The organism is Pseudohongiella spirulinae (assembly GCF_001444425.1).
Lineage (GTDB): Bacteria > Pseudomonadota > Gammaproteobacteria > Pseudomonadales > Pseudohongiellaceae > Pseudohongiella > Pseudohongiella spirulinae.
This window is the reverse complement of record NZ_CP013189.1, coordinates 2728044-2746142: the sequence shown is the minus strand read 5'-3', so window position 1 is coordinate 2746142 and position 18099 is coordinate 2728044. Positions and strand designations below refer to the sequence as shown.

Genomic DNA, 18099 nt, shown 5'->3' with positions numbered 1-18099 from the left:
TCGTGCAAGATTCAAGATTCAAGATTTGTGATTGGCGTCACGTTACGCCAGCTGGCTAGCCTAGCTTAAAGATAAGAAAATCGACCATTGCCCTCAGTCTGGGTGTTGGGAACTTGCGACTGGGATAGATGGCATAGACGCCAAGTTCCAGGGATGGATATGCCGGCAGCAACGCGACAAGTTGGCCGCTCGCGAGATACTGGTTGATCAGAAAGTCAGGTTGCAGCGCTATTCCGTGACCGGCCAGAGCCAGCGCTACACAGGTCTCACCGCTGTTGCTGCGCGCTCGTGGTCGGGTGCGGACAGTCACTCGCCCCTCGGGCCCCTCGAAGTACCAGTCATCGCCGCCTGACCAGTAGCTGTAGGCAATGGTGTCATGCCGCGCCAGTTCGCAGGGATGCATTGGAGTACCGCGCTGCTTCAGATAAGCGGGTGCAGCACACAAGGTGACTTTGGTGGTTGTCAGGCGGCGGCTGATCAATGTCGAATTGGGCAGTTGTGCAATGCGAATGGCCAGATCGTACGCTTCCTCAACCAGATCCACCAGGCGATCTGACAGGGTGATATCCAGCTCTATCTGAGGATGTCTGGCGATGAACTCTCCCCACAAGGGTGCCAGGTGACTCAGGCCAAAACTGACAGGTGCATTAATGCGCAGCCGTCCGCGCGCCACAGCTGTATGCTGGCTTAATTCGTCTTCTGCTTCCTTCAGTGATGCCAGCAGATCGCGGCTGCGGTCATAAAATAGTCGGCCTTCTTCTGTCAGTGATAACTGTCGTGTAGTGCGCTGTAATAATCTCACCCCAAGCTTTTCTTCAAGCTGGCTGACATGTCGTGAAACTGCCGCCTTGGATGTCAGCAATAGCTCGGCTGCGTTCACAAAGCTGTCTTCATCCACAACGGTGCAGAATGTCTGCATGGCCTGAAATTTATCCATGGGATTCCTCAATAGATCTGGATTATTGTTCCACATATCGTAACAGTAAATCTTATTTATGAGTATTTATCTCATTTTGTGATGTCAGTAAAGTACACTGCATCAGATTCTTCGATGTGGATTTACGAATAGTCTGCATTCAGGCAATAAATGTCACTTAAGGAGATTAACCATGAACACTTTGATAAAACAGACACTGAACACACAGGCGGGCTGGGAAGCGCTGGCGCTGCGCCTGCCCATCGGTATCATCTTTGCTGCGCACGGCGCGCAGAAACTGTTTGGCTGGTTTGGCGGTTATGGCCTGGAAGGCACGGGCCAGTTTATGGCCTCGCTTGGCCTGGAGCCGGGTTATTTGATGGCCCTGCTGGCCGGCAGCGCTGAGTTTTTTGCCGGCCTGGCGTTGATCGTCGGTGTACTGGTGCGCCCGGCCGCTGCCGTGCTGGCCTTCACCATGGTGGTTGCCATCTTCAGTGCGCACTTCGAGAATGGCCTGTTCATGAGCAACAATGGGTATGAGTTTGGTTTGGCGTTGTTGGCGGCATCGGTGGCGCTGGCTATCAGTGGCGGCGGCAAGGTATCAGTGGACAAAGTGCTGGCACAGCGACTGGTTTAAATCCGGCCTGACGCTCAGAGCAACAATGAGTTTGGTATGTGCCAGGAGGCATCATGAATCAACCGGTCTTGTTTGTATCGCACGGGGGCGGGCCGCTGCCCCTGTTGGGTGATCCGGGGCACGCAGGCATGGTCGAGGCATTTGCCGACATTCGCACTACGCTGAATGAATTGCCTCGCCCCCGCGCTGTGTTGTATACCAGTGCGCACTGGGAAGCAGAACCACTGAGGCTGACGGCTGCGCCGGACCCCGGCCTTTACTACGATTATTACGGTTTTCCTGATGAGTCCTACCAGATTCAATATCCGGTGCCTGGCGCACCTGATGTCGCTGATACGGCAGCCGCTGTGCTGCAGGCTGCCGGCATCCATGTGATGCTGGATGAGCAGCGCGGCCTGGATCACGGGGTGTTTGTGCCGGGGCTGCTGCTGTTTCCAAAAGCCGATATCCCGACCCTGCAGCTGTCGCTGCACCCTTCGCTGGATCCGGCATTTCATCTGCGCATTGGTCGGGCATTGAAGGCACTGCGAGAACAGGGAGTGCTGATTATAGGCTCGGGCTTCTCCTTTCACAACATGCGGGCATTTTTTGGTCCGGCGGATCCGGCGGTGGACAAGGCTAATCGCGACTTTGAGAGCTGGTTGCAAACAACGGTCGAGTTGCCTGAACAAATGCAGCGCGAGCAGCGTATGTTAGAGTGGACGGATGCACCCGGCGCCCGGCTCAGCCATCCACGGGAAGAACATCTGCTGCCGCTGCATGTCTGCCTGGCGGCGGCCGACACAGCAGCCTGGCGGCAATGGCACTTCACTGTGCTGGGCCGACAGGGCAGCTGCTATCTTTGGAATTGACGCTTTAAGGAGCTTTACATGACAGGTATCTACACGCCACCCAAAGTCTGGAAATGGGACAAACAAAGCAGCGGACGGTTCACCAATATCAACCGGCCCATCGCAGGCGCGACGCACGACAAAACACTGCCGCGCGGCAAACACCCCATTCAGCTGTATTCGCTGGGCACGCCCAATGGCGTGAAGGTCACCATCATGCTGGAGGAACTGCTGGCGCGTGGCCATACGGGAGCTGAGTACGATGCCTTCCTGATCAATATTGGCGAGGGGGATCAGTTTGGCAGCGACTTTGTGGCCATCAATCCCAACTCCAAAATACCCGCGCTGCTGGATACCTCGGTTAATCCGCCGCTGCGTATTTTTGAATCCGGCTCCATGCTGGTGTATCTGGCAGAAAAATTCGGTGAGTTCTTGCCGACTGATCTGGCCGGTCGAACGGAGACCTTAAACTGGCTGTTCTGGCAAATGGGCAGTGCGCCCTATCTGGGTGGCGGTTTTGGGCATTTTTACTGCTATGCGCCGGAGAAGTGGCAGTACCCGATTGACCGCTTCACCATGGAGGTCAAACGCCAGCTGGATGTGCTGGATCGTCAGCTTAAGGACAATCGTTATATTGCTGGTGAAGACTATACGATTGCCGACATGGCCATCTGGCCCTGGTACGGCGCGCTGGTGCTGAACAAAGTTTATGATGCGGCCGAATACCTGGAAGCCCACACCTATACCCACGTGATGCGTTGGGCTAACGAGATCGCTGAACGTCCGGCCGTGCGTCGCGGTCGAATCGTTAACACCACCTGGGGTAAAGAAGAGAAGCAGCTGCGTGAGCGTCATGATGCGGCAGACATTGATGCGGTGCTCACGCCACGCTGAGCAAAACGCGGTTCCGTGATACAATCGCTGATTATTTACGCAGCGTCGGCCTTGGGCTGGCGCCTGCCGAGCGACCGAACCGCAAAGAGACCGCTTACATGAAACACCTTCTGGCACTGCTAACTCTGATGGGCATCAGCCTGCAGGCTCACGCCGACATCTTTGCCGTGTTCCGCTACGAAGACGGCAGCACCAACTGGCAGTACATTGCCAACACCAGCGCCAGCCTGCTGATCATTATTCTGCTGGTGGTGCTTGGTTTTCTGATTCGCGCCCATCTGCGTGCGCGACGCTCCAACCGCGCACTGACTGAAATCAAAGCCACCCTGGAAGAACGCGTTGCCCAGCGCACCCAGGTGCTGCAGGAAACCGCCGAGCAACTGCGCAAGCGCGAGGCCTATATTGCCAGCATCGTCAACTCCATGCCGGTCATGCTGGCGGGTATTAATGACAAGCTGGAGGTGACGCAGTGGAACAAAACGGCTGAAGAATTTACCGGTCGTCCCTATGCCGATGTGGTCGGTGAGAACCTGTGGAAAGCCTACCCCGGCATTACGCTGACCGAGGAGCAGGTGCAGGGTGTGCTGGACAGCGGCGAAACCCTGCACCTGAAGCACACCCAGCGCGGACAATATACCTACGACATTACCCTGTATCGTCTGAAGCATAATGACGAGACTGGCATTGTGATTCTGATTTCCGATGTCACCAAACAGGTTAATGCGGAGAACAAGGTTGCTGAACGCGACAAACTTTCTGCACTGGGTGAGCTGGCCTCGGCCATGGCTTTCGACATCAGCCGTCCGATCGACACCATTTTGCAGCGAGTGGATCGCTCGCGTGAACGCCTTGATGCCAGTGAGCTGGGTGAGGTCAAAACCTTCCTGCTGAAAGAAGTGGATGTTGTCGGTCAGAGTGCCCGTCAGGCCAACGCCATTGCCCAGAATCTGCTGGATCTGTCGCGCGGTCACCGTGATGTGAGACAGCCAGCGGCTATTACGGCCATCATGGATCGCAGCATCGCACTGGCTGCAGAATTGCTGATCGATGTGGACGGGCTGGACTTCAAGGACGTGGATATTCGTCGCGACTATGCCGACGATCTGCCCGAGGTCGCCTGCTACCCGAACGAGTTGCAGCAGGTCTTTATGCGGGTGTTGCGCAGTGCCTTTTACGCGGTCAAGCCCCAGGCCGACAGCGCCGGTGCCGCGCCGCAGATCAAGGTGGGTATTGGCAAGTTTTTTGATTCGGTCTGGGTCAAGATTGAGCACCGTGGGCAGGTGCTCAGCGAGCAGGCCCAGCTCTGCATTTTTGAACCCTTCTTTGCCTCGGCGGCCGGTGCTGATGAGTGCCCGGTGGAGCAGCGGCTGTCTTATCCTTACTTCATTGTCACTGAGCATCATCGGGGGCACATGTCAGTGACTTCAGATGAAGAGCTGGGGACGACGTTTAATATTCAGTTGTCACTGGTCTAGGTTCGGCGGGCGTCGTTGAGGCCAGGCTTGTTCGATGGCGTGGCCTATGGATAGCAAGTGCGCATCACTCATAAATGGCCCCAGCAATTCGATACCCATCGGTAATCCTTCTGCGCTGAAGCCGATGGGGAGTGATAGTGCCGGGTAGCCCGCATTGGCGGCCAGGCTGCAGTTGTTGCCGGGTTGGTTTTCGCCGGTGGGGACAGGCAGGGCGCCGATGGGTGGGTAGGCAATGACGTCTATCTGGTGTTGTTGAATGACTGCGTCGATCGCGGACTGCAAAGGTTGGCGAGCTTCGAGTGCGGTCTTGTAGGCGACAGGATCCTGCTCACCGGCGGCACTGCGCTGCAGCAGCATGGCCACAGCATCGTGGTACAGGCCGCTGTCAACGATGCTCTGAAGTGTCGGGTATTGTGTACTGCCAAAGGTTTTCAGGTAGTTATCCAGATCTGCTTCGAACTCATGGCCAATCAGCCCTGACGCACTGATCAATGCAGCCATGTCGGTGATGGTCACATCCACTATCTCTGCGCCCAGTCTGCTGAGTTCCGCAAAGGCATTCTCCATTAACGCCGCTACTTCTGGTGTCGCGCTTTCCATGTAATTGCTCAATCGTCCGATTCGTACACCGTCCAATTTACTGCTTTGCAAATGACGTTGAAACTGCGGCTGCGCTTGTTGCAGCATGATCGCCGTTGCCGCATCCTGCGGGTCATAACCCACTGTTAAATCCAGAACAATGGCCAGGTCTTCAATATGCCTCGCCAATGGCCCGCCGACATCCGGCGTGCTGGCCAGTGGCATGATGCCATAAATACTGCTTAGGCCCTTGCTGGGTCGAAGGCCCACCAGGTTATTAAAAGCGGCCGGGATACGAATCGAACCACAGGTGTCCGAGGCGGTGGCGATGGTGGCAAACCCCGCCGCTACTGCGGCTGCTGATCCGCCACTGGAACCACCTGGCACTCTTTGTGGGTGATAGGGGTTGCGCGTTTGTCCGCCCAATGAGCTGATGCTGGTGATGCCATAGGCAAATTCATGCAGATTGGTTTTGCCCAGAATCACCGCACCGGCTTCGCGCAGCAACCGCACCTGGGTGGCTTCCGCATTCGGTACAAAATCGGCCAGAGCACGTGAGGCGCCGGTCGTGGGCATATCGGTGGTGTTGTAGTTGTCTTTAACCAAGACCGGGATGCCGTGTAACAGACTGCGCGGACCGCTGTGTTGACGCTCGGCATCCAGGGCTCTTGCTTGCTCGATGGCGGCAGCGTTCAGGGTGATAATGGTATTCAGGGCGGGGCCCTGTTGATCGTATGTCTCAATACGCGCCAGCATGTGCCGGGTGAGGATTTCCGCTGACAGGGAGCCGTTGGCCATCTGCTGCTGCAGGCTGAGAATGGAATGCTCACCCAGGTCGGCAGTGGTTGCGGACGGCGCATGCTGCGCTGGTGGCAAAGGCAAATTGCGTTCGGCCAGCTCACGACGCAGACGATCCGGGTAATCGGTAATAATGCCATCAACACCCAGATCCAGCTGGTGCGCCATGGTGGCTGTATCATTGATGGTCCAGGGGATGACTTTCATGCCCAGTGACCGGGCCTGCTGCACCATCTCGCGGGTGGTGAAGGCTTCGTAGTTCGGGTCGTTGACGGTGCCGTCCTGTGGATGGCCGTGCACTGGCGAAATGGCATCCGCGCCAAAAGAGGCGGCGGCCGCCGGCAGATTGCAGTCAAAATCGTCCATGTCGATGCCGCCCGTCCACGGCGATGCGCCGGGCATGCCGCACTGCAAAAAGGATTGCGCGTTGGACAACGCAATAATCGGCAGCTGCGGCGCCAGTTCGCGCACCCGCATCAGGGCACCCCAGTCGAAGCTCTGTATGGTCACCTGATCCTGAAAGCCATGACGGAATATCTGATCAATCACCGCCTGCACAAACACCTCACGCGGTGCGGTTTCGTGCGGCGCGCCCGCTTCCACCTTGGTCTCAATGTTCAGCATCACATCAAAGGCGCGATAGCGTTTGACCAGATCAAACACCTCGCTCAGCAGCACCATGCGCGCACCGGGCACTGTTTGCTGCGCCGGATGAGCCGCCGCCTGCTGGGTGCCGCAATCCAGCGTGCGAACCTGCGCCCAGCGCAGATCCTTGATGTATTTGCCCACATAGGGGAATTGTGGATCACCCGGCGTGGCCGCTTCGGTATCCAGGCAGCGATGTGCCAGCACCTGCCGGTCATGGGTCACGACCACATAGCCATCAGCCGTTACCTGCGTGTCCAGCTCCAGCGTACTGACCCCCAGCTCCAGGGCTCTGGCAAAAGCCTGCAGCGTACTTTCGGTGACCAGGCCAATGCCGCCACGGTGCGCCTGCAGGTCGAAGGACCGGGCGTTGTTCGATTGGGCGTGCGAGGCTGGCTGGGTGCTGGCAGCCAGGCAAAATACCAGACCCGCTGCCAGAAATGACGCAGAGAGACGCATTATCGGAGTCTTTATGTAATGGGCTTGCTGGCGACTATAGTATTTTTGGAACGTGCTGCGCCAGCCCCACTTTAAACCGCTGCCTCACTATTACGGTCGAACGGCAATCTCGTTTCTGACTTCTGTGACGCCATTAACGCCACGTGCGATCGACTCCGCCGTCGCCTTTTCGGTGTTGGTGGTGGCAAAACCTGACAACATCACCGTGCCATTCAGCGTCTCAACGCTGATGCTGGTACCGGACACCTCTGAGTCACTGAGCATGCGCGCCTTGACCTGTGTTGTGATGGTGGCGTCATCTATATAACCACCAACAGTCTGTTGATCGCGCGCGACCGAGCAACTGACAGTGGCGGAGAGGATAACCAGGGATGTGATAACGGCGGTCAACGAGGTATGCAATGACATGATAAAGCTCCTTTTTTCGGGGGGGAGTGGTTGGCAACAAGCGCACATTAGCGTTGCGAGGGGTTTCTGTCTGTGCGCTATAACACGCAGTGGGAAGTTCTGGGCGTAGCAGTGCTAGTGGGATTTTCAGCAACAGATAATTTTTTGTGCAAAGTCGCTGATAGCCGTCTATATCAGTATTGCAGGATTCATTAATACACAGGGAGATAGTGTGATGAGAGAGTTGAGTGTGCAGGAAGTTGGGATGGTGGGTGGTGGTAACGATAGTCCGCCAGAGACGATGAGTGTGCAGTGTTTTGTGTCGTTGGTTGCGTTCGGGGTTTCTCCATTTTTCGGCCCTGGAGCCGTGTATGGTGCAGCAATTAATGCGTTTACCAACTGCTATGGAACTGATTTCACTTCCTAATCAGGCTTCATAATAAAGCGCTGGCTCGATAGTGGGAGGAAATTGCCGTCGAGCCGGCGCGGATTTTGGGGTGTACAAATGTTCAAAAAGATTTTTGAAAGGATGTTTTACTCGGAGCTACGATATGCCGCATCTAAGAACTTTCAAGTCAATCTGACGGTTATGTTCGTTGGCTGTCTGATGCTTACGTCGTTGTCTTTGTTTGTTACCAAGGATGGTGGTTTTGGAGTGCTTTTTGCTGGACTATTGTTCTGGCATCGGTACGTGATGTTGAAGGTGTCAAAAGTCTACCTTGAGGCCGATCCTTCGAGAGCAACTGCTGGCAAAACTGGTTCGAACAATGCCGACACATAGCTCAGAAAGAGAGGCCAGAGAATTCCGCCACCAGCAAGCGCTGAGGTTGGCCTCACGAGGCCCTAACGCGGTGTGGCTGCACCTGCTTTTGCCGCTGACTCTGCTGATAGGCGCTACTGTGTTGGTCGGCGTACCGATATTGGCTGCCAATTTTGCTCCGCCGCTGTTGTCAAAGCTGGCTATGATCTATCTCGATTGGTGCGCTCCGGTATTTATCGTGTTCGCTCTTTCTTTTCAGCATTGGGCCAGCAAACGATTGCTGGCACCCTACCTGGAGCAAGTGTCCCGGGAAGAGACCTAGGTTAGCATTCATGACAGCTGATTAAAGGCGACAAAGCCAGCCTGGATGTGTTCCAAAAGCCAACACGCCATCAGCATCAAATGATTCGGGCCGGTACTCAGGCATCCGCCTCGTCAGAATCCCGAACAGTCCTGATACCGTCAACCAGCTCATTGGCAGCGCTGACCGACGGGCGTTTGAGTTTTACGCGCAGCTGCCCACCGCTGGCGCCGGGGGCATTGCCGAATACGCGCATGTTTTTACCCTGAAGAACCAGGTCGGCGCCCCAGAGTTTTTGCTCAACGCGTGCAGAAGATAAACGGTCCAGCGGAATATCCACCACTTTCACGCCGGTCTTTAACACGCCCAGCACGGCGTCGACCGTCTGATATTCCAGAATCAATTTGTCATCTTCCAGACTCAGCATACCGGAGGTTTCTGTCATGCCCATGGAATCACTGGTGGTGAACAGCACGCGGTCTTCGGTGTCAGCCAGGGTGTCCTGACGGCTGTTCATGAGCTCGCGTGTGCGCTGTTCAGCCATCTCGACAAACTGCGGTGCATAGCGAAGTCCGGCGTAGTGGCCGAGCAGAAACAGGCCCCAGCCGAATACCACGTACATGGCCCAGAAGGTATCGGCACCACTGAACAGATTGATAATGATCAACAGCAGGTTGATGGCGGCAAAGATAAACGTATGACTTTTGAAGCGTCTCCATAATGCTCGTTCCTTGTCGCGGGTGAGTTGTTCTTCCTCCAGCAGGTGCACAGCCCGGTCAATCTGCTCACTGTCCACGCCCACGTCTTTGGCAATAACCAGCAGTTCGTCGTAGTCAACCGAGTTGCCGCTGTGCCGGCGACTTTCATCCTGCAGGCTCAGGCGAATGATATCGGCGACCTCGTCACTACTGAATCGGCGATCCGGGTTATGTTTTTTCTGGTTGCTCTCGCTGGAATCCATGGATGATTCACTCCTGTGCTGTCAGCGTCTCAAGAAATATGGTGTCGAAGCCAAAAGCTGCAAAAACTTTGCCAGTTCCGCGCGCTCCCGCTGGAGCCCGCATTCTACGGGCACCTGCATCGGTTGCCAGATGGCTGCCAGGGTCGGCCCCCTTGGTGTAATCGACGATTATTTGGTCAATCTGGCAGGCCAGCCCGAGTTGTCTTTGCTGCCATCCGGTTAAGGACGGTCTGCGGGGCTCTGCGAGCGCACGCTTTCCGCCTGCCGGATCAGACCCGACTGTGTCACTGTATACATCGGCTTGATGGGCAGGCCTGCGGCACGCAGTGCGCGTGCAGTCCACATGTTAGATGTGTGAGGCAATATATAGATACCTCTGGCTGCGAAGAACGCACTGTGTCCGTATAAACCCGCTTGTCGGTAGATCGCCTGACCCTGCTCGTCCGTCTGCAGATGATCTGCCAGAAATTTGCCAAGTGCCATCATGCCACCTTCGGGCAGTGGCAACGATAGGGTGTGGCTGTGTGGAAAACGCTGCTCAACCGACTGATCAAAGCCCACAAGGTGCATCACGGTGGGGGTGGGCAGGAAAGCCGCTTTGAGCAGGGTGAAGACACCGGGGTCTGGGTTGGAGTAATAGCTGGCATCGCCCCAGCCGAATTCCAGCCAGCGCCCGGCCGGATAGTGAGCTGATGGTGGCAGAAAAGGTCTGACCCGTTCGGCTTCGACCACAATGCCGACGTGCCAGCCGTGCGCGGTCAGGTAAATGCTATCTGGCGGGTGCGGCGGATCTGCGGGGTAGACATCGTTTGCGGGTACGAGACAGGCGGTCAGCAACAAATGCGCTGCAGTAAGCAGGCACAACAGAATGCGGTTTGTTGAGAATCGGCGTGAGCACATGTTGCCAGCTTACCCTGTTTCTGGCCGCTATTGAAAAGCATGTGAGCGACATGGGACGAGCGCCTTAAACCAACACCCGCCCCCCGTTACCATCCGGCACGCACCGCGCATGGTACTGCCAGTGCTGCGCCACCGACTCAGGTGTTAACACCTGCTCGGGCGTGCCGCAGCGCGCTAGCTGGCCCTGGTGCAGCACACTGCAGCGGTGAGCATAACGCAGTGTGTGGTTCAGGTCGTGCAGGATGGCGACCACGCCATAACCTCGCTCCTCGCAGAGTTCCCGCACCAGGGTAAGCAGATTGTGCTGCTGATTGAGATCCTGAGCCGAGGTGGGTTCATCCAGCAACAGGCAGGGCGACTGTTCGGCCTGGCTGATCTGCAGCAGCACGCGGGCCAGATGCACGCGCTGCTTCTCTCCGCCGGACAGGCTGGGGAAGGGTTGCCCGGCCAGCGCGGCGCTGTCGGTCAGGGTCATCATGGCGTTGATGGCGGCGGGCAGATCGCGCCAGCTCAGACTCAGCGGCGTGGCACCCAGCGCCACAACTTCAGCGGCCGAGAAGGAGAAATTGAGCTGGCTGGATTGTGGTAGCACGCCCAGGTGACGGGCACGTTCAGTGGCTGGCCACTGCGAGAGTTCACGGCCATGCAGCATGATGTTGCCGTCGTGCGGCAGTTCACCAGCCAGGCAGCGCAGCAGGGTGGATTTACCGGCGCCGTTGCAGCCGAGCAGGGCGTGCAGCTCACCGGCCTCGCTGTGCCAATGATCGATACTCAGGTCGAACTGACCTTGTTGAACGGAAACATCATGCAGAGTCAGCATCTCAGAAGCGTCCTTTTAGTTGTCGCAGCAGCAGAATGAAAAACGGCGCGCCCAGCAAGCCGGTGACGATGCCGACCGGTAGTTCGGCGGGAGCGACCAGTACGCGGGAGATCAGGTCCGCCAGCAACAGCAGCAGCGCACCCCCCAGGGCGGACAAAGGCAGCAGGCTGCGATGATCGGGGCCGGTCAGGGTGCGCACCAGATGAGGAACGACCAGTCCGATAAAACCGATCACCCCGGCAGCGGCGACTGCCAGTCCCACACCCAGGGCCACCAGCAGAATCAGCTCGCGCTTCATGACTTCCACGTCAATGCCCAGGTGGCGTGCTTCGGCTTCCCCGAGCAGCAGGGCGTTAAGCGCGGCGGCGCGTTGATTGAAGCGAATTGTCAGCAGCACGGCAGCGGCGGCCAGCAGCGAAAGGCGCCAGGTGTCTGCGGCGGCCAGTGACCCCATCTGCCACAGGGTGACATCACGCAGCCGGGCATCATCGGCCAGATAGCTGAGCAGGCCGATCAGGCTGCCGGCCAGTGCTGAAATGGCGATACCGGCCAGCAGCAGAACCAGTACTGAGGTTCCCAGCGGGCTGCGTGCCAACTGATAAACCAGCAGGCTGCAAATCAGTCCGCCGCCGAACGCGCCTAGTGGCACACTCCAGACAGTCATGGCTGAGGTAGAAAAGAAGATGGCCAGCACAGCACCAACGGCGGCACCGGCCGACACGCCGATGATGCCCGGGTCGGCCAGTGGATTACGGAACATACCCTGCATGACGGCGCCACACTGGGCCAGCAGGGCGCCCACCAGCATCGCCAGCAACGTGCGGGGCAGGCGCAGCTCCCAGACCACGGCCTGCTCATGCGGTGCCAACGCGCTGCTGCCCAGTCCGGTCAAGCGCTGGCCAATAAACAGCAGGGCATCGACCATCGGCACGGACATGGCACCGGTCACTACCGATGCCAGCATGGCGGCCAGCAGCAAAGTTGCCAGAATCAGTATCGATGATAGTAGAGGTACCCTGAGCATTCTGAAAGAACCGTGAGTCAGGGTTGCAGAATATTTTTAATGCGCAGCGCCTCATCCAGTGCCGCCAGGCTGATGCCACCGACCAGCGCATTAGGATCAACAAGCAGCAAATAACCCTTTTCGTGGGCGCTGCTGAAGCGGAGCACTGGCATATCTGCAAGCAGCGCTGCGGCTCCACCGCCCTGTGTGTCGGCGAACAGCAAAAGATCCGGCTGCATCTCCAGCACGGCCTCCGGTGACAGGCTGCGATAGCCTTGATAGTCGGCCAGGTTGCTGGCGCCGATCAGCTCAACAAAGGCATGGCCAGCCGTGTCTGAGCCGGCCATGCGCAGTTTGCCGCCTTCTGCACGTAGCAGAAACGCGGCACTGAGCGGTTTGTTGTTGGTGTCATTTTGAAGTTGCTGCTGTATGTTTTCTAATTCTTGCAGTAAGTCTTTACTCTCTTGCACGCCCATAGCTGCTGACAAAGTTGTGATATTGGAAGCCAGTTCTCCGACCGTCAGAGGGGTATTAAGCTGCAGCAGCGGAATCCGGGCCCGGGACAGCGCATCGACGACATGCGGCGGGCCCATGGTGTCAGAGCCGATAATCAGATCGGGCGACAGCGCCATCAAACCCTCAGCCGCTAATGCCCGGTGGTACCCCAGACGCGGTAGTTGGTGATCTATAAAGGTTTGACTGCTGTCATCAACGGCGACCAGCCGATCAGCCACTCCCAGTGCAATCAGAATCTCGGTGGCGCCAGCATCCGTGCTGATCAGTCGTTGCGGCGAATCTGCCGACAGGGTGTCTGCCTGAATAGAAGGCAACATCAGTGTTGTCAGGCAGATCAGCAGCAGGGTGCTGGTTCGGGCTGTATCTGTAAGTCGCATGGTGTCCTCGGTGTTCAGTTCGGCGCTTGATTTGTTATTGTAAATATAAATGATAATAGTTCGTATTTACAACAAAAGAATCTGCTGGTAATTTATAGGCCACGCTAACCATGCTGAGGAAGGAACAATGACAGATGCTTTTCTGCCACAGGATCAGGTGCTGCCGCTGCTGAAGAATCTGACCACCTTGGGTGATATGACCACCATTGTGTTCAGTGGCGGTTGCGTATTCGAATTCAAAGGACCATTCCCGGCCGGCGAGTTGGGAGAGGATTTTTATAACCTGGATGGCCCTGTACCTGGCTTGCATGGCCATCTGAGGGTCGCCGCCATGCACCATGTGCGCTTTCAGGATCGCCCGCATCGCGGGCGTGACAGCTACGCGTTTGTGTTCGAGACGGCAGAGGGTCAGGTCATCTTCAAGGTTTTTCTGGGCCGCGACAGCCAGGGTCAAATATTCCCGGAGCAATTGGCCGCATTCAACAATATCCGTGACGCTCTGCGCGTCCAACCTTCGTAAGGAAACCACCACCATGAAAAATAAACAGATGGAAAGCCGTCTCAGCGACGAAGTTATGCAGATGATTGAGGGGCGCAAAAGCCTGCAACTGGCCACCCTGGATGCGGACGGCCAGCCCTACGCCTCCTATGCGCCCTACGGTATCGGCGAACACTGCCTGTATGTGCTGCTCAGCGACATTGCGATTCATGCGCTGAACCTGCGCAATCACCCGCGAGCATCGGTATTGATCATCGAAGATGAGGATACGGCAGAGGAGCTGTTTGCCCGTAAGCGGGTCAACTACAGTGTCAGAGCGCAACTGCTTGATTATGGCAGTGAGGACTGGCACCAGGCGATGGCGGCCTTGGTAAGCAGGCATGGCGAGCGGCCGCGTAATCTGGGCGAACACAGTGACTTCAAGATGTTCCGCCTGATTCCCCAGCGCGGTCGATATGTGAAAGGTTTTGGTAAAGCCTACGACCTGGAGGGAGAGACACTGGCCGGCGAGTCGCTGATGCATTTGCGTGATGGTCACAAGCAGCGTGCGAGGGCATAATGCAATGACACGCTCCAGGTCAGACTGACCATTAAACGTCTGTTAGCGCAAGTCAGCTTGCGGTAACCACCTGCTATGTACACGGCACTGTTGTATGATGGTTGCCTGTGTTTGATTCGCAAGGAGAGTGTGTCCGGTGACCCATTTCTGTGATTCTGCGTTGCAGGCGGTGCAGCCCATTCAGTCAGGCTTCAGGGTGTGGTGCCATTCTATGGCCGCCACACCGTATCGACTGCTGGAGGCGCTGGCCGAGCATAGTCGTCAGTTGCAGGACGTGGAACTGTTGCAGTTGCATCTGGAACATTCCGAAGCCGTCTGTGATCCCGCCCTGAAGGGGCATCTGCGCAATCGCTGCTTTTTTGTTGGCAAAAGTTCGCGTGAGCTGGTCAATCAGGGACTGGCCGATTACGTGCCGGTTTTTTTGTCCGACATCCCAACCTTGTTTCGGCGTGGTGAGCAGCCGCTGGATGCCGCCATCATTCAGGTCTCGCCGCCCGACCGCCACGGTAACTGTTCCCTGGGTGTGTCTGTGGAAGCCACGTTGGCAGCCTGCGAAGTGGCACCATTGATCATCGCCCAGATCAACCCGCAAATGCCACGGACTCACGGCGACGCCATGATTCCGCTAAAGCGTATCGATTACGCGATAGAGATCGATTCACCGATCGCTGAACACAAACCCAAAGAATTTGCCGATGTACATCGGCAGATCGGGCAGCAGGTCGCACAGTTGATTCGTGACGGAGATTGCCTGCAGATGGGAATTGGCGCAATACCGGATGCCGCGCTTGCCGCGCTGCACGGGCACAAACATCTGGGCATTCATACCGAGATGTTTTCCAACGGTGTGCTGCCTCTGATTGAGTCAGGTGTTATCGACAACAGCCGCAAAGTTATCCAGCCAGGCAAGATTGTCACCAGCTTTGGCATGGGCGACCGTGCTTTTTACGACTACGTGGACGATAACACCCAGTTGCTGTTTCTGGATGTCGGCTATGTGAACTCGCCGGCGGTTATCCGCAAAAATCCCCAGACGGTGTCGATTAACAGCGCCATTCAGATCGATCTGGGCGGGCAGGTTTGTTCGGACTCCATAGGCAACAAGATTTACTCGGGATTTGGGGGGCAGGTGGATTTTGTGACCGGCGCCCGTTTATCTGTAAATGGGCGTTCCATTATCGCATTGCCGTCCACAGCCCGGGGTGGAAAAGAATCGCGTATTACCGCCCAACTGGCTCCTGGTGCCGGCGTTGTGACGTCCCGCGCTCAGGTGGATTATGTGGTGACAGAGTTTGGCATCGCCAAGCTCAGCGGCAGCAGTCTGCGCGAACGGGCGCAGCAATTGATAAATATTGCACACCCGGATTTTCGGGATCAATTAAGAAAAGGCATCTGAATCATGGCTAAGTCACTGGCAGACCAATTATTAAAAGCGGGCCTGGTCGATCAGAAAAAAGTGAAAAATGCGCAGAAGGAGCAGCGCAAACAGAGTAAGCAACCTAAACAGAAAAAGGGCGCTGCAACAGTGGATGAAACACAGGCCCGCCTTGCACAACAACGTGTCGAAAAGGCTGAGCGTGACCGCTTGCTGAACCTGCAACGTGTGGAGGCCGAGCGGCAGAAAGCCATGCGCGCGCAGATCAGACAGATGCTCGACCACAGTGGTTTTAGATCCCAGGGAGATATCCGTTTTAATTTCACTGATCCTGCCAGCAAAAAGATCAAGCAGATCTATGTTACTCAGAAAGAGCAGGATCAACTGGCCAAGGGCGTACTGGCAATCTGCCAGAATGACGACAAATATGTGCTGGTGCCACGTAACATCGCTGACAAAATTGCTGAACGTTTCGGCGAAGCCGTGGTGTTTCTGGCGGCCAAAAATGAATCAGATACGGCAGAAGACGATCCCTACAAGGACTATCCGGTGCCTGATGATCTGATGTGGTAGCTGGCTTATTCCACATCCAGCTCTGTGAGGTTATTGAAGCGAATCATTGATTGTAACTCTTCAATATAGTCATCGCCGCGCTCGGAGTAGCGTCTCAGGTTATCAACAAGATCGAGCCCGGTAATGGGTTCGCCTTCCTCTCTCAACTCGGCGCGTGAAATGCGCAGTTGGGTATAGGCTTCATGGCTGTTCAGGTTGAACAGATATCGCTGCACTGAATGCAAAGGCGAACCGAGAGCTGCCCCCCTCAGTGCAGGCCGTACCAAACTCCACGGCCACTGCCGTGCCGATCAAGCGTGCCGCGCTCGACCAGCGCCCGGAAATGCTGCTTGAGCGTGTTGCGGCTGGCCCCCGTCAGTTTGATGGCCTCGCCGATAGTCACGCGCCCGTGCTCGCGGGCGAACTCCACGATCTGTAGCTGCAATTCCGGCATGGCTGCAAGCACGATCTTCTCGCGCTCGACTTTCTTCTCCAGACGCCGCACCTGCTCGGCCAGTGAGCGCAGGAAGAACTTCAGCCACGGTTGCCAGTTCGGCGCCTCTGTGCGGATCGTGCCCTGTGTCTGCCGCAAAGCCAGGTAGTACGTTTCCTTGCTTTGCTCGACCGCACTTTCCAGCGAGCTGTACGGCACATAGGCGTAACCGGCCTGCAGGAGCAGGAGCGTGGTCAACACGCGGGAGAGTCGCCCGTTGCCGTCCTGGAAGGGGTGGATCTCCAGGAACACGACGACGCACAGGGCGATGATCAGGAGCGGATGTAGAAGAGCCTTCTCGCGCTCCTGGTTCACCCAGGCCACCAACTCGGTCATCAGGCGAGGTGTGTCGAAGGGTGAAGCCGTCTGAAAGACGATACCGATCTGCGCGTCGGTCTCGTCGAAGGCGGCAACGCTGTTCGAGTTGGTCTTGTAGTTGCCGCGATGCCAGGTGTCCTTCTCGCTGTGGCGCAGCAGAATCTGGTGTAACTGTTTGATGTGGTTCTCGGTGAATGGTATGTCCTGCCACGACGAGAACACCAGGTCCATCAGCTCGGCGTAGCCGGCCACCTCCTGCTCGTCGCGGGTGGCGAAGGACTTGATCTCCAGGTTCGACAGCAACTGTTCTACTTCTCGGTCGGACAGCTTGCTGCCCTCGATGCGGGTTGATGAGCCGATGCTCTCGATGGTGGCTACGCGGCGCAGGGCCGACAGCCGATCGGGCGCGAGCGTGCCTAAGGCGCGCCAGGCGCCCTTGAACTCGTCGATCCTGGCGATGAGACTCAGGATCTCCGGGGTGATCTGGATGGTGTCGGTTTTCAGCATGAACCAATACTACACCCATTTACACCCATTTTCGAGATGCATCCATTAAAACGCCCATTTGCACCCAATTTGCCAGAGTTGGGATCTTGCGGGGAAAGACCGACCTATTCGCCGCAGGAAATGCCGCGAATAGGCTTCTGCAAGGAGATCGCTTGGCTCTCGGGCCCAGGTTCCTGAGGCGCTGCGGCCGGGTGCGCTACTTCTTCAGACGCGGCTTCCTGTAGCAGTTGCTTGACTGGCGCGCTTGCACGAACGTCGAGACGTTCGGTCCTAGAATGATTCAGGGTGCTCATGGTGCCCATCCGGATTGATCTTGGATGCCCTCGTTGCAGTTGTCCGGACGGCGTACTGGCAAGGTGTTTCTGGTCGAGGTGCTCGGTACGCAGTGGCGCAACTCGGGACTGCCTGCGTACCAGCTCAGCGGCGGCTATCGGTCGACGGGCGTTCAACTGGTGCATCGCAGGGACATCGAGTTTGAACTCTCCGTTGCGCTGGTTTGGCGATTCTGACGCCAGCACCAGCGAGACTACCGTTCGTT

At 56.8% G+C, this 18099-nt stretch carries 21 protein-coding genes; 11 read left to right on the top strand and 10 right to left on the bottom strand.

The features are described 5' to 3' along the window. Nucleotides 1-55: 55 nt before the first annotated feature. Nucleotides 56-937 carry a LysR family transcriptional regulator gene (locus PS2015_RS12735; RefSeq protein ID WP_058022588.1) on the bottom strand — a complete coding sequence of 294 codons (882 nt, stop codon included), beginning with the start codon at nt 935-937 and terminating at the stop codon, nt 56-58. Between the two features lie 172 nt (nt 938-1109). On the opposite strand from PS2015_RS12735, the gene PS2015_RS12730 reads away from it, so the two are divergent. The 4 genes from PS2015_RS12730 (at nt 1110) to PS2015_RS12715 (ending at nt 4752) form a co-directional block, all read left to right on the top strand. Then, nucleotides 1110-1553 (top strand): DoxX family protein, encoded by a 444-nt coding sequence (locus PS2015_RS12730; protein WP_058022587.1) that lies wholly within the window; start codon nt 1110-1112, stop codon nt 1551-1553. 53 nt (nt 1554-1606) lie between these two features. Beyond that, nucleotides 1607-2404 (top strand): DODA-type extradiol aromatic ring-opening family dioxygenase, encoded by a 798-nt coding sequence (locus tag PS2015_RS12725; RefSeq protein ID WP_058022586.1) that lies wholly within the window; start codon nt 1607-1609, stop codon nt 2402-2404. Between the two features lie 18 nt (nt 2405-2422). Beyond that, entirely contained in the window at nt 2423-3277 is an 855-nt protein-coding gene (yghU, locus tag PS2015_RS12720) for a glutathione-dependent disulfide-bond oxidoreductase (protein WP_058022585.1), read from the top strand. Nucleotides 3278-3375: 98 nt separating this feature from the next. After that, entirely contained in the window at nt 3376-4752 is a 1377-nt protein-coding gene (locus tag PS2015_RS12715; protein WP_058022584.1) for a PAS domain-containing protein, read from the top strand. Here the strand turns inward: PS2015_RS12715 and PS2015_RS15960 are convergent. Beyond that, nucleotides 4741-7233 (bottom strand): amidase family protein, encoded by a 2493-nt coding sequence (locus PS2015_RS15960; RefSeq protein ID WP_169792319.1) that lies wholly within the window; start codon nt 7231-7233, stop codon nt 4741-4743. The genes PS2015_RS12715 and PS2015_RS15960 overlap by 12 nt on opposite strands. Before the next feature lie 90 nt (nt 7234-7323). Then, nucleotides 7324-7641 (bottom strand): BON domain-containing protein, encoded by a 318-nt coding sequence (locus tag PS2015_RS12705; RefSeq protein WP_058022583.1) that lies wholly within the window; start codon nt 7639-7641, stop codon nt 7324-7326. A gap of 746 nt (nt 7642-8387) precedes the next feature. On the opposite strand from PS2015_RS12705, the gene PS2015_RS12695 reads away from it, so the two are divergent. Then, a complete protein-coding gene (locus PS2015_RS12695) occupies nt 8388-8702 on the top strand; it encodes a hypothetical protein (protein WP_156412740.1) in 315 nt (104 codons plus the stop codon). 97 nt (nt 8703-8799) lie between these two features. On the opposite strand, the gene PS2015_RS12690 is transcribed toward PS2015_RS12695, so the two are convergent. After that, on the bottom strand, nt 8800-9642 hold the full coding sequence (locus PS2015_RS12690) for a 2TM domain-containing protein (protein WP_058022580.1): 843 nt from the start codon (nt 9640-9642) through the stop codon (nt 8800-8802). Here PS2015_RS12690 and PS2015_RS15725 point away from each other — a divergent pair. Continuing rightward, the gene (locus PS2015_RS15725) at nt 9641-9865 is read left to right on the top strand and encodes a hypothetical protein (RefSeq protein ID WP_058022579.1); all 225 of its coding nucleotides are present in this window, start codon (nt 9641-9643) and stop codon (nt 9863-9865) included. The two genes, PS2015_RS12690 and PS2015_RS15725, sit on opposite strands and share 2 nt — an antisense overlap. Here PS2015_RS15725 and PS2015_RS12680 read toward each other — a convergent pair. The 4 genes from PS2015_RS12680 to PS2015_RS12665 form a co-directional block, all read right to left on the bottom strand. Continuing rightward, nucleotides 9862-10542: a DUF2459 domain-containing protein gene (locus PS2015_RS12680; protein ID WP_058022578.1), complete on the bottom strand. Its 681-nt coding sequence runs from the start codon at nt 10540-10542 to the stop codon at nt 9862-9864. The genes PS2015_RS15725 and PS2015_RS12680 overlap by 4 nt on opposite strands. A 64-nt stretch (nt 10543-10606) precedes the next feature. Continuing rightward, on the bottom strand, nt 10607-11362 hold the full coding sequence (locus tag PS2015_RS12675; RefSeq protein ID WP_058022577.1) for a heme ABC transporter ATP-binding protein: 756 nt from the start codon (nt 11360-11362) through the stop codon (nt 10607-10609). 1 nt (nt 11363) lies between these two features. Further along, nucleotides 11364-12386, bottom strand: a complete 1023-nt coding sequence (locus tag PS2015_RS12670) for a FecCD family ABC transporter permease (protein ID WP_058022576.1) — start codon at nt 12384-12386, stop codon at nt 11364-11366. Nucleotides 12387-12403: 17 nt separating this feature from the next. Next, on the bottom strand, nt 12404-13258 hold the full coding sequence (locus PS2015_RS12665; protein WP_058022575.1) for a heme/hemin ABC transporter substrate-binding protein: 855 nt from the start codon (nt 13256-13258) through the stop codon (nt 12404-12406). 127 nt (nt 13259-13385) lie between these two features. Between PS2015_RS12665 and hutX the strand changes: the two genes are divergently transcribed. The 4 genes from hutX to PS2015_RS12645 all read left to right on the top strand — a co-directional run bounded on the left by hutX (nt 13386) and on the right by PS2015_RS12645 (nt 16264). Then, nucleotides 13386-13778 (top strand): heme utilization cystosolic carrier protein HutX, encoded by a 393-nt coding sequence (hutX, locus tag PS2015_RS12660; RefSeq protein WP_058022574.1) that lies wholly within the window; start codon nt 13386-13388, stop codon nt 13776-13778. 13 nt (nt 13779-13791) lie between these two features. Further along, complete coding sequence (locus PS2015_RS12655) at nt 13792-14316, top strand: HugZ family pyridoxamine 5'-phosphate oxidase (RefSeq protein WP_058022573.1); 525 nt, start codon at nt 13792-13794, stop codon at nt 14314-14316. A gap of 127 nt (nt 14317-14443) precedes the next feature. Next, the gene (locus PS2015_RS12650; RefSeq protein ID WP_491745269.1) at nt 14444-15712 is read left to right on the top strand and encodes an acetyl-CoA hydrolase/transferase family protein; all 1269 of its coding nucleotides are present in this window, start codon (nt 14444-14446) and stop codon (nt 15710-15712) included. A 3-nt stretch (nt 15713-15715) separates the two neighbouring features. Continuing rightward, the gene (locus tag PS2015_RS12645) at nt 15716-16264 is read left to right on the top strand and encodes a DUF2058 domain-containing protein (RefSeq protein ID WP_058022571.1); all 549 of its coding nucleotides are present in this window, start codon (nt 15716-15718) and stop codon (nt 16262-16264) included. A 5-nt stretch (nt 16265-16269) separates the two neighbouring features. On the opposite strand, the gene PS2015_RS12640 is transcribed toward PS2015_RS12645, so the two are convergent. Together PS2015_RS12640 and PS2015_RS12635 are read right to left on the bottom strand one after the other, a co-directional pair. Beyond that, nucleotides 16270-16488: a glucosaminidase domain-containing protein gene (locus PS2015_RS12640; RefSeq protein ID WP_156412739.1), complete on the bottom strand. Its 219-nt coding sequence runs from the start codon at nt 16486-16488 to the stop codon at nt 16270-16272. Nucleotides 16489-16511: 23 nt separating this feature from the next. Beyond that, a complete protein-coding gene (locus PS2015_RS12635; RefSeq protein WP_058022569.1) occupies nt 16512-17561 on the bottom strand; it encodes a Fic family protein in 1050 nt (349 codons plus the stop codon). Nucleotides 17562-17878: 317 nt separating this feature from the next. On the opposite strand from PS2015_RS12635, the gene PS2015_RS15720 reads away from it, so the two are divergent. Further along, entirely contained in the window at nt 17879-18070 is a 192-nt protein-coding gene (locus tag PS2015_RS15720) for a hypothetical protein (protein ID WP_058022567.1), read from the top strand. Nucleotides 18071-18099: the final 29 nt, after the last annotated feature.

Coding starts and splice junctions, on each gene's coding strand:
- PS2015_RS12655 (WP_058022573.1), top strand. CDS start 13,792: ATGAAAAATAAACAGATGGAAAGCCGTCTCAGCGACGAAGTTATGCAG.
- PS2015_RS12675 (WP_058022577.1), bottom strand. CDS start 11,362: ATGCTGACTCTGCATGATGTTTCCGTTCAACAAGGTCAGTTCGACCTG.
- PS2015_RS12735 (WP_058022588.1), bottom strand. CDS start 937: ATGGATAAATTTCAGGCCATGCAGACATTCTGCACCGTTGTGGATGAA.
- PS2015_RS12635 (WP_058022569.1), bottom strand. CDS start 17,561: ATGCTGAAAACCGACACCATCCAGATCACCCCGGAGATCCTGAGTCTC.
- PS2015_RS12670 (WP_058022576.1), bottom strand. CDS start 12,386: ATGCTCAGGGTACCTCTACTATCATCGATACTGATTCTGGCAACTTTG.
- yghU (WP_058022585.1), top strand. CDS start 2,423: ATGACAGGTATCTACACGCCACCCAAAGTCTGGAAATGGGACAAACAA.
- PS2015_RS15725 (WP_058022579.1), top strand. CDS start 9,641: ATGGATGATTCACTCCTGTGCTGTCAGCGTCTCAAGAAATATGGTGTC.
- PS2015_RS12645 (WP_058022571.1), top strand. CDS start 15,716: ATGGCTAAGTCACTGGCAGACCAATTATTAAAAGCGGGCCTGGTCGAT.
- PS2015_RS12695 (WP_156412740.1), top strand. CDS start 8,388: ATGCCGACACATAGCTCAGAAAGAGAGGCCAGAGAATTCCGCCACCAG.
- PS2015_RS12730 (WP_058022587.1), top strand. CDS start 1,110: ATGAACACTTTGATAAAACAGACACTGAACACACAGGCGGGCTGGGAA.
- PS2015_RS12665 (WP_058022575.1), bottom strand. CDS start 13,258: ATGCGACTTACAGATACAGCCCGAACCAGCACCCTGCTGCTGATCTGC.
- PS2015_RS12690 (WP_058022580.1), bottom strand. CDS start 9,642: ATGGATTCCAGCGAGAGCAACCAGAAAAAACATAACCCGGATCGCCGA.
- PS2015_RS15960 (WP_169792319.1), bottom strand. CDS start 7,233: ATGCGTCTCTCTGCGTCATTTCTGGCAGCGGGTCTGGTATTTTGCCTG.
- PS2015_RS12680 (WP_058022578.1), bottom strand. CDS start 10,542: ATGTGCTCACGCCGATTCTCAACAAACCGCATTCTGTTGTGCCTGCTT.
- PS2015_RS15720 (WP_058022567.1), top strand. CDS start 17,879: ATGCCCTCGTTGCAGTTGTCCGGACGGCGTACTGGCAAGGTGTTTCTG.
- hutX (WP_058022574.1), top strand. CDS start 13,386: ATGACAGATGCTTTTCTGCCACAGGATCAGGTGCTGCCGCTGCTGAAG.
- PS2015_RS12725 (WP_058022586.1), top strand. CDS start 1,607: ATGAATCAACCGGTCTTGTTTGTATCGCACGGGGGCGGGCCGCTGCCC.
- PS2015_RS12715 (WP_058022584.1), top strand. CDS start 3,376: ATGAAACACCTTCTGGCACTGCTAACTCTGATGGGCATCAGCCTGCAG.
- PS2015_RS12705 (WP_058022583.1), bottom strand. CDS start 7,641: ATGTCATTGCATACCTCGTTGACCGCCGTTATCACATCCCTGGTTATC.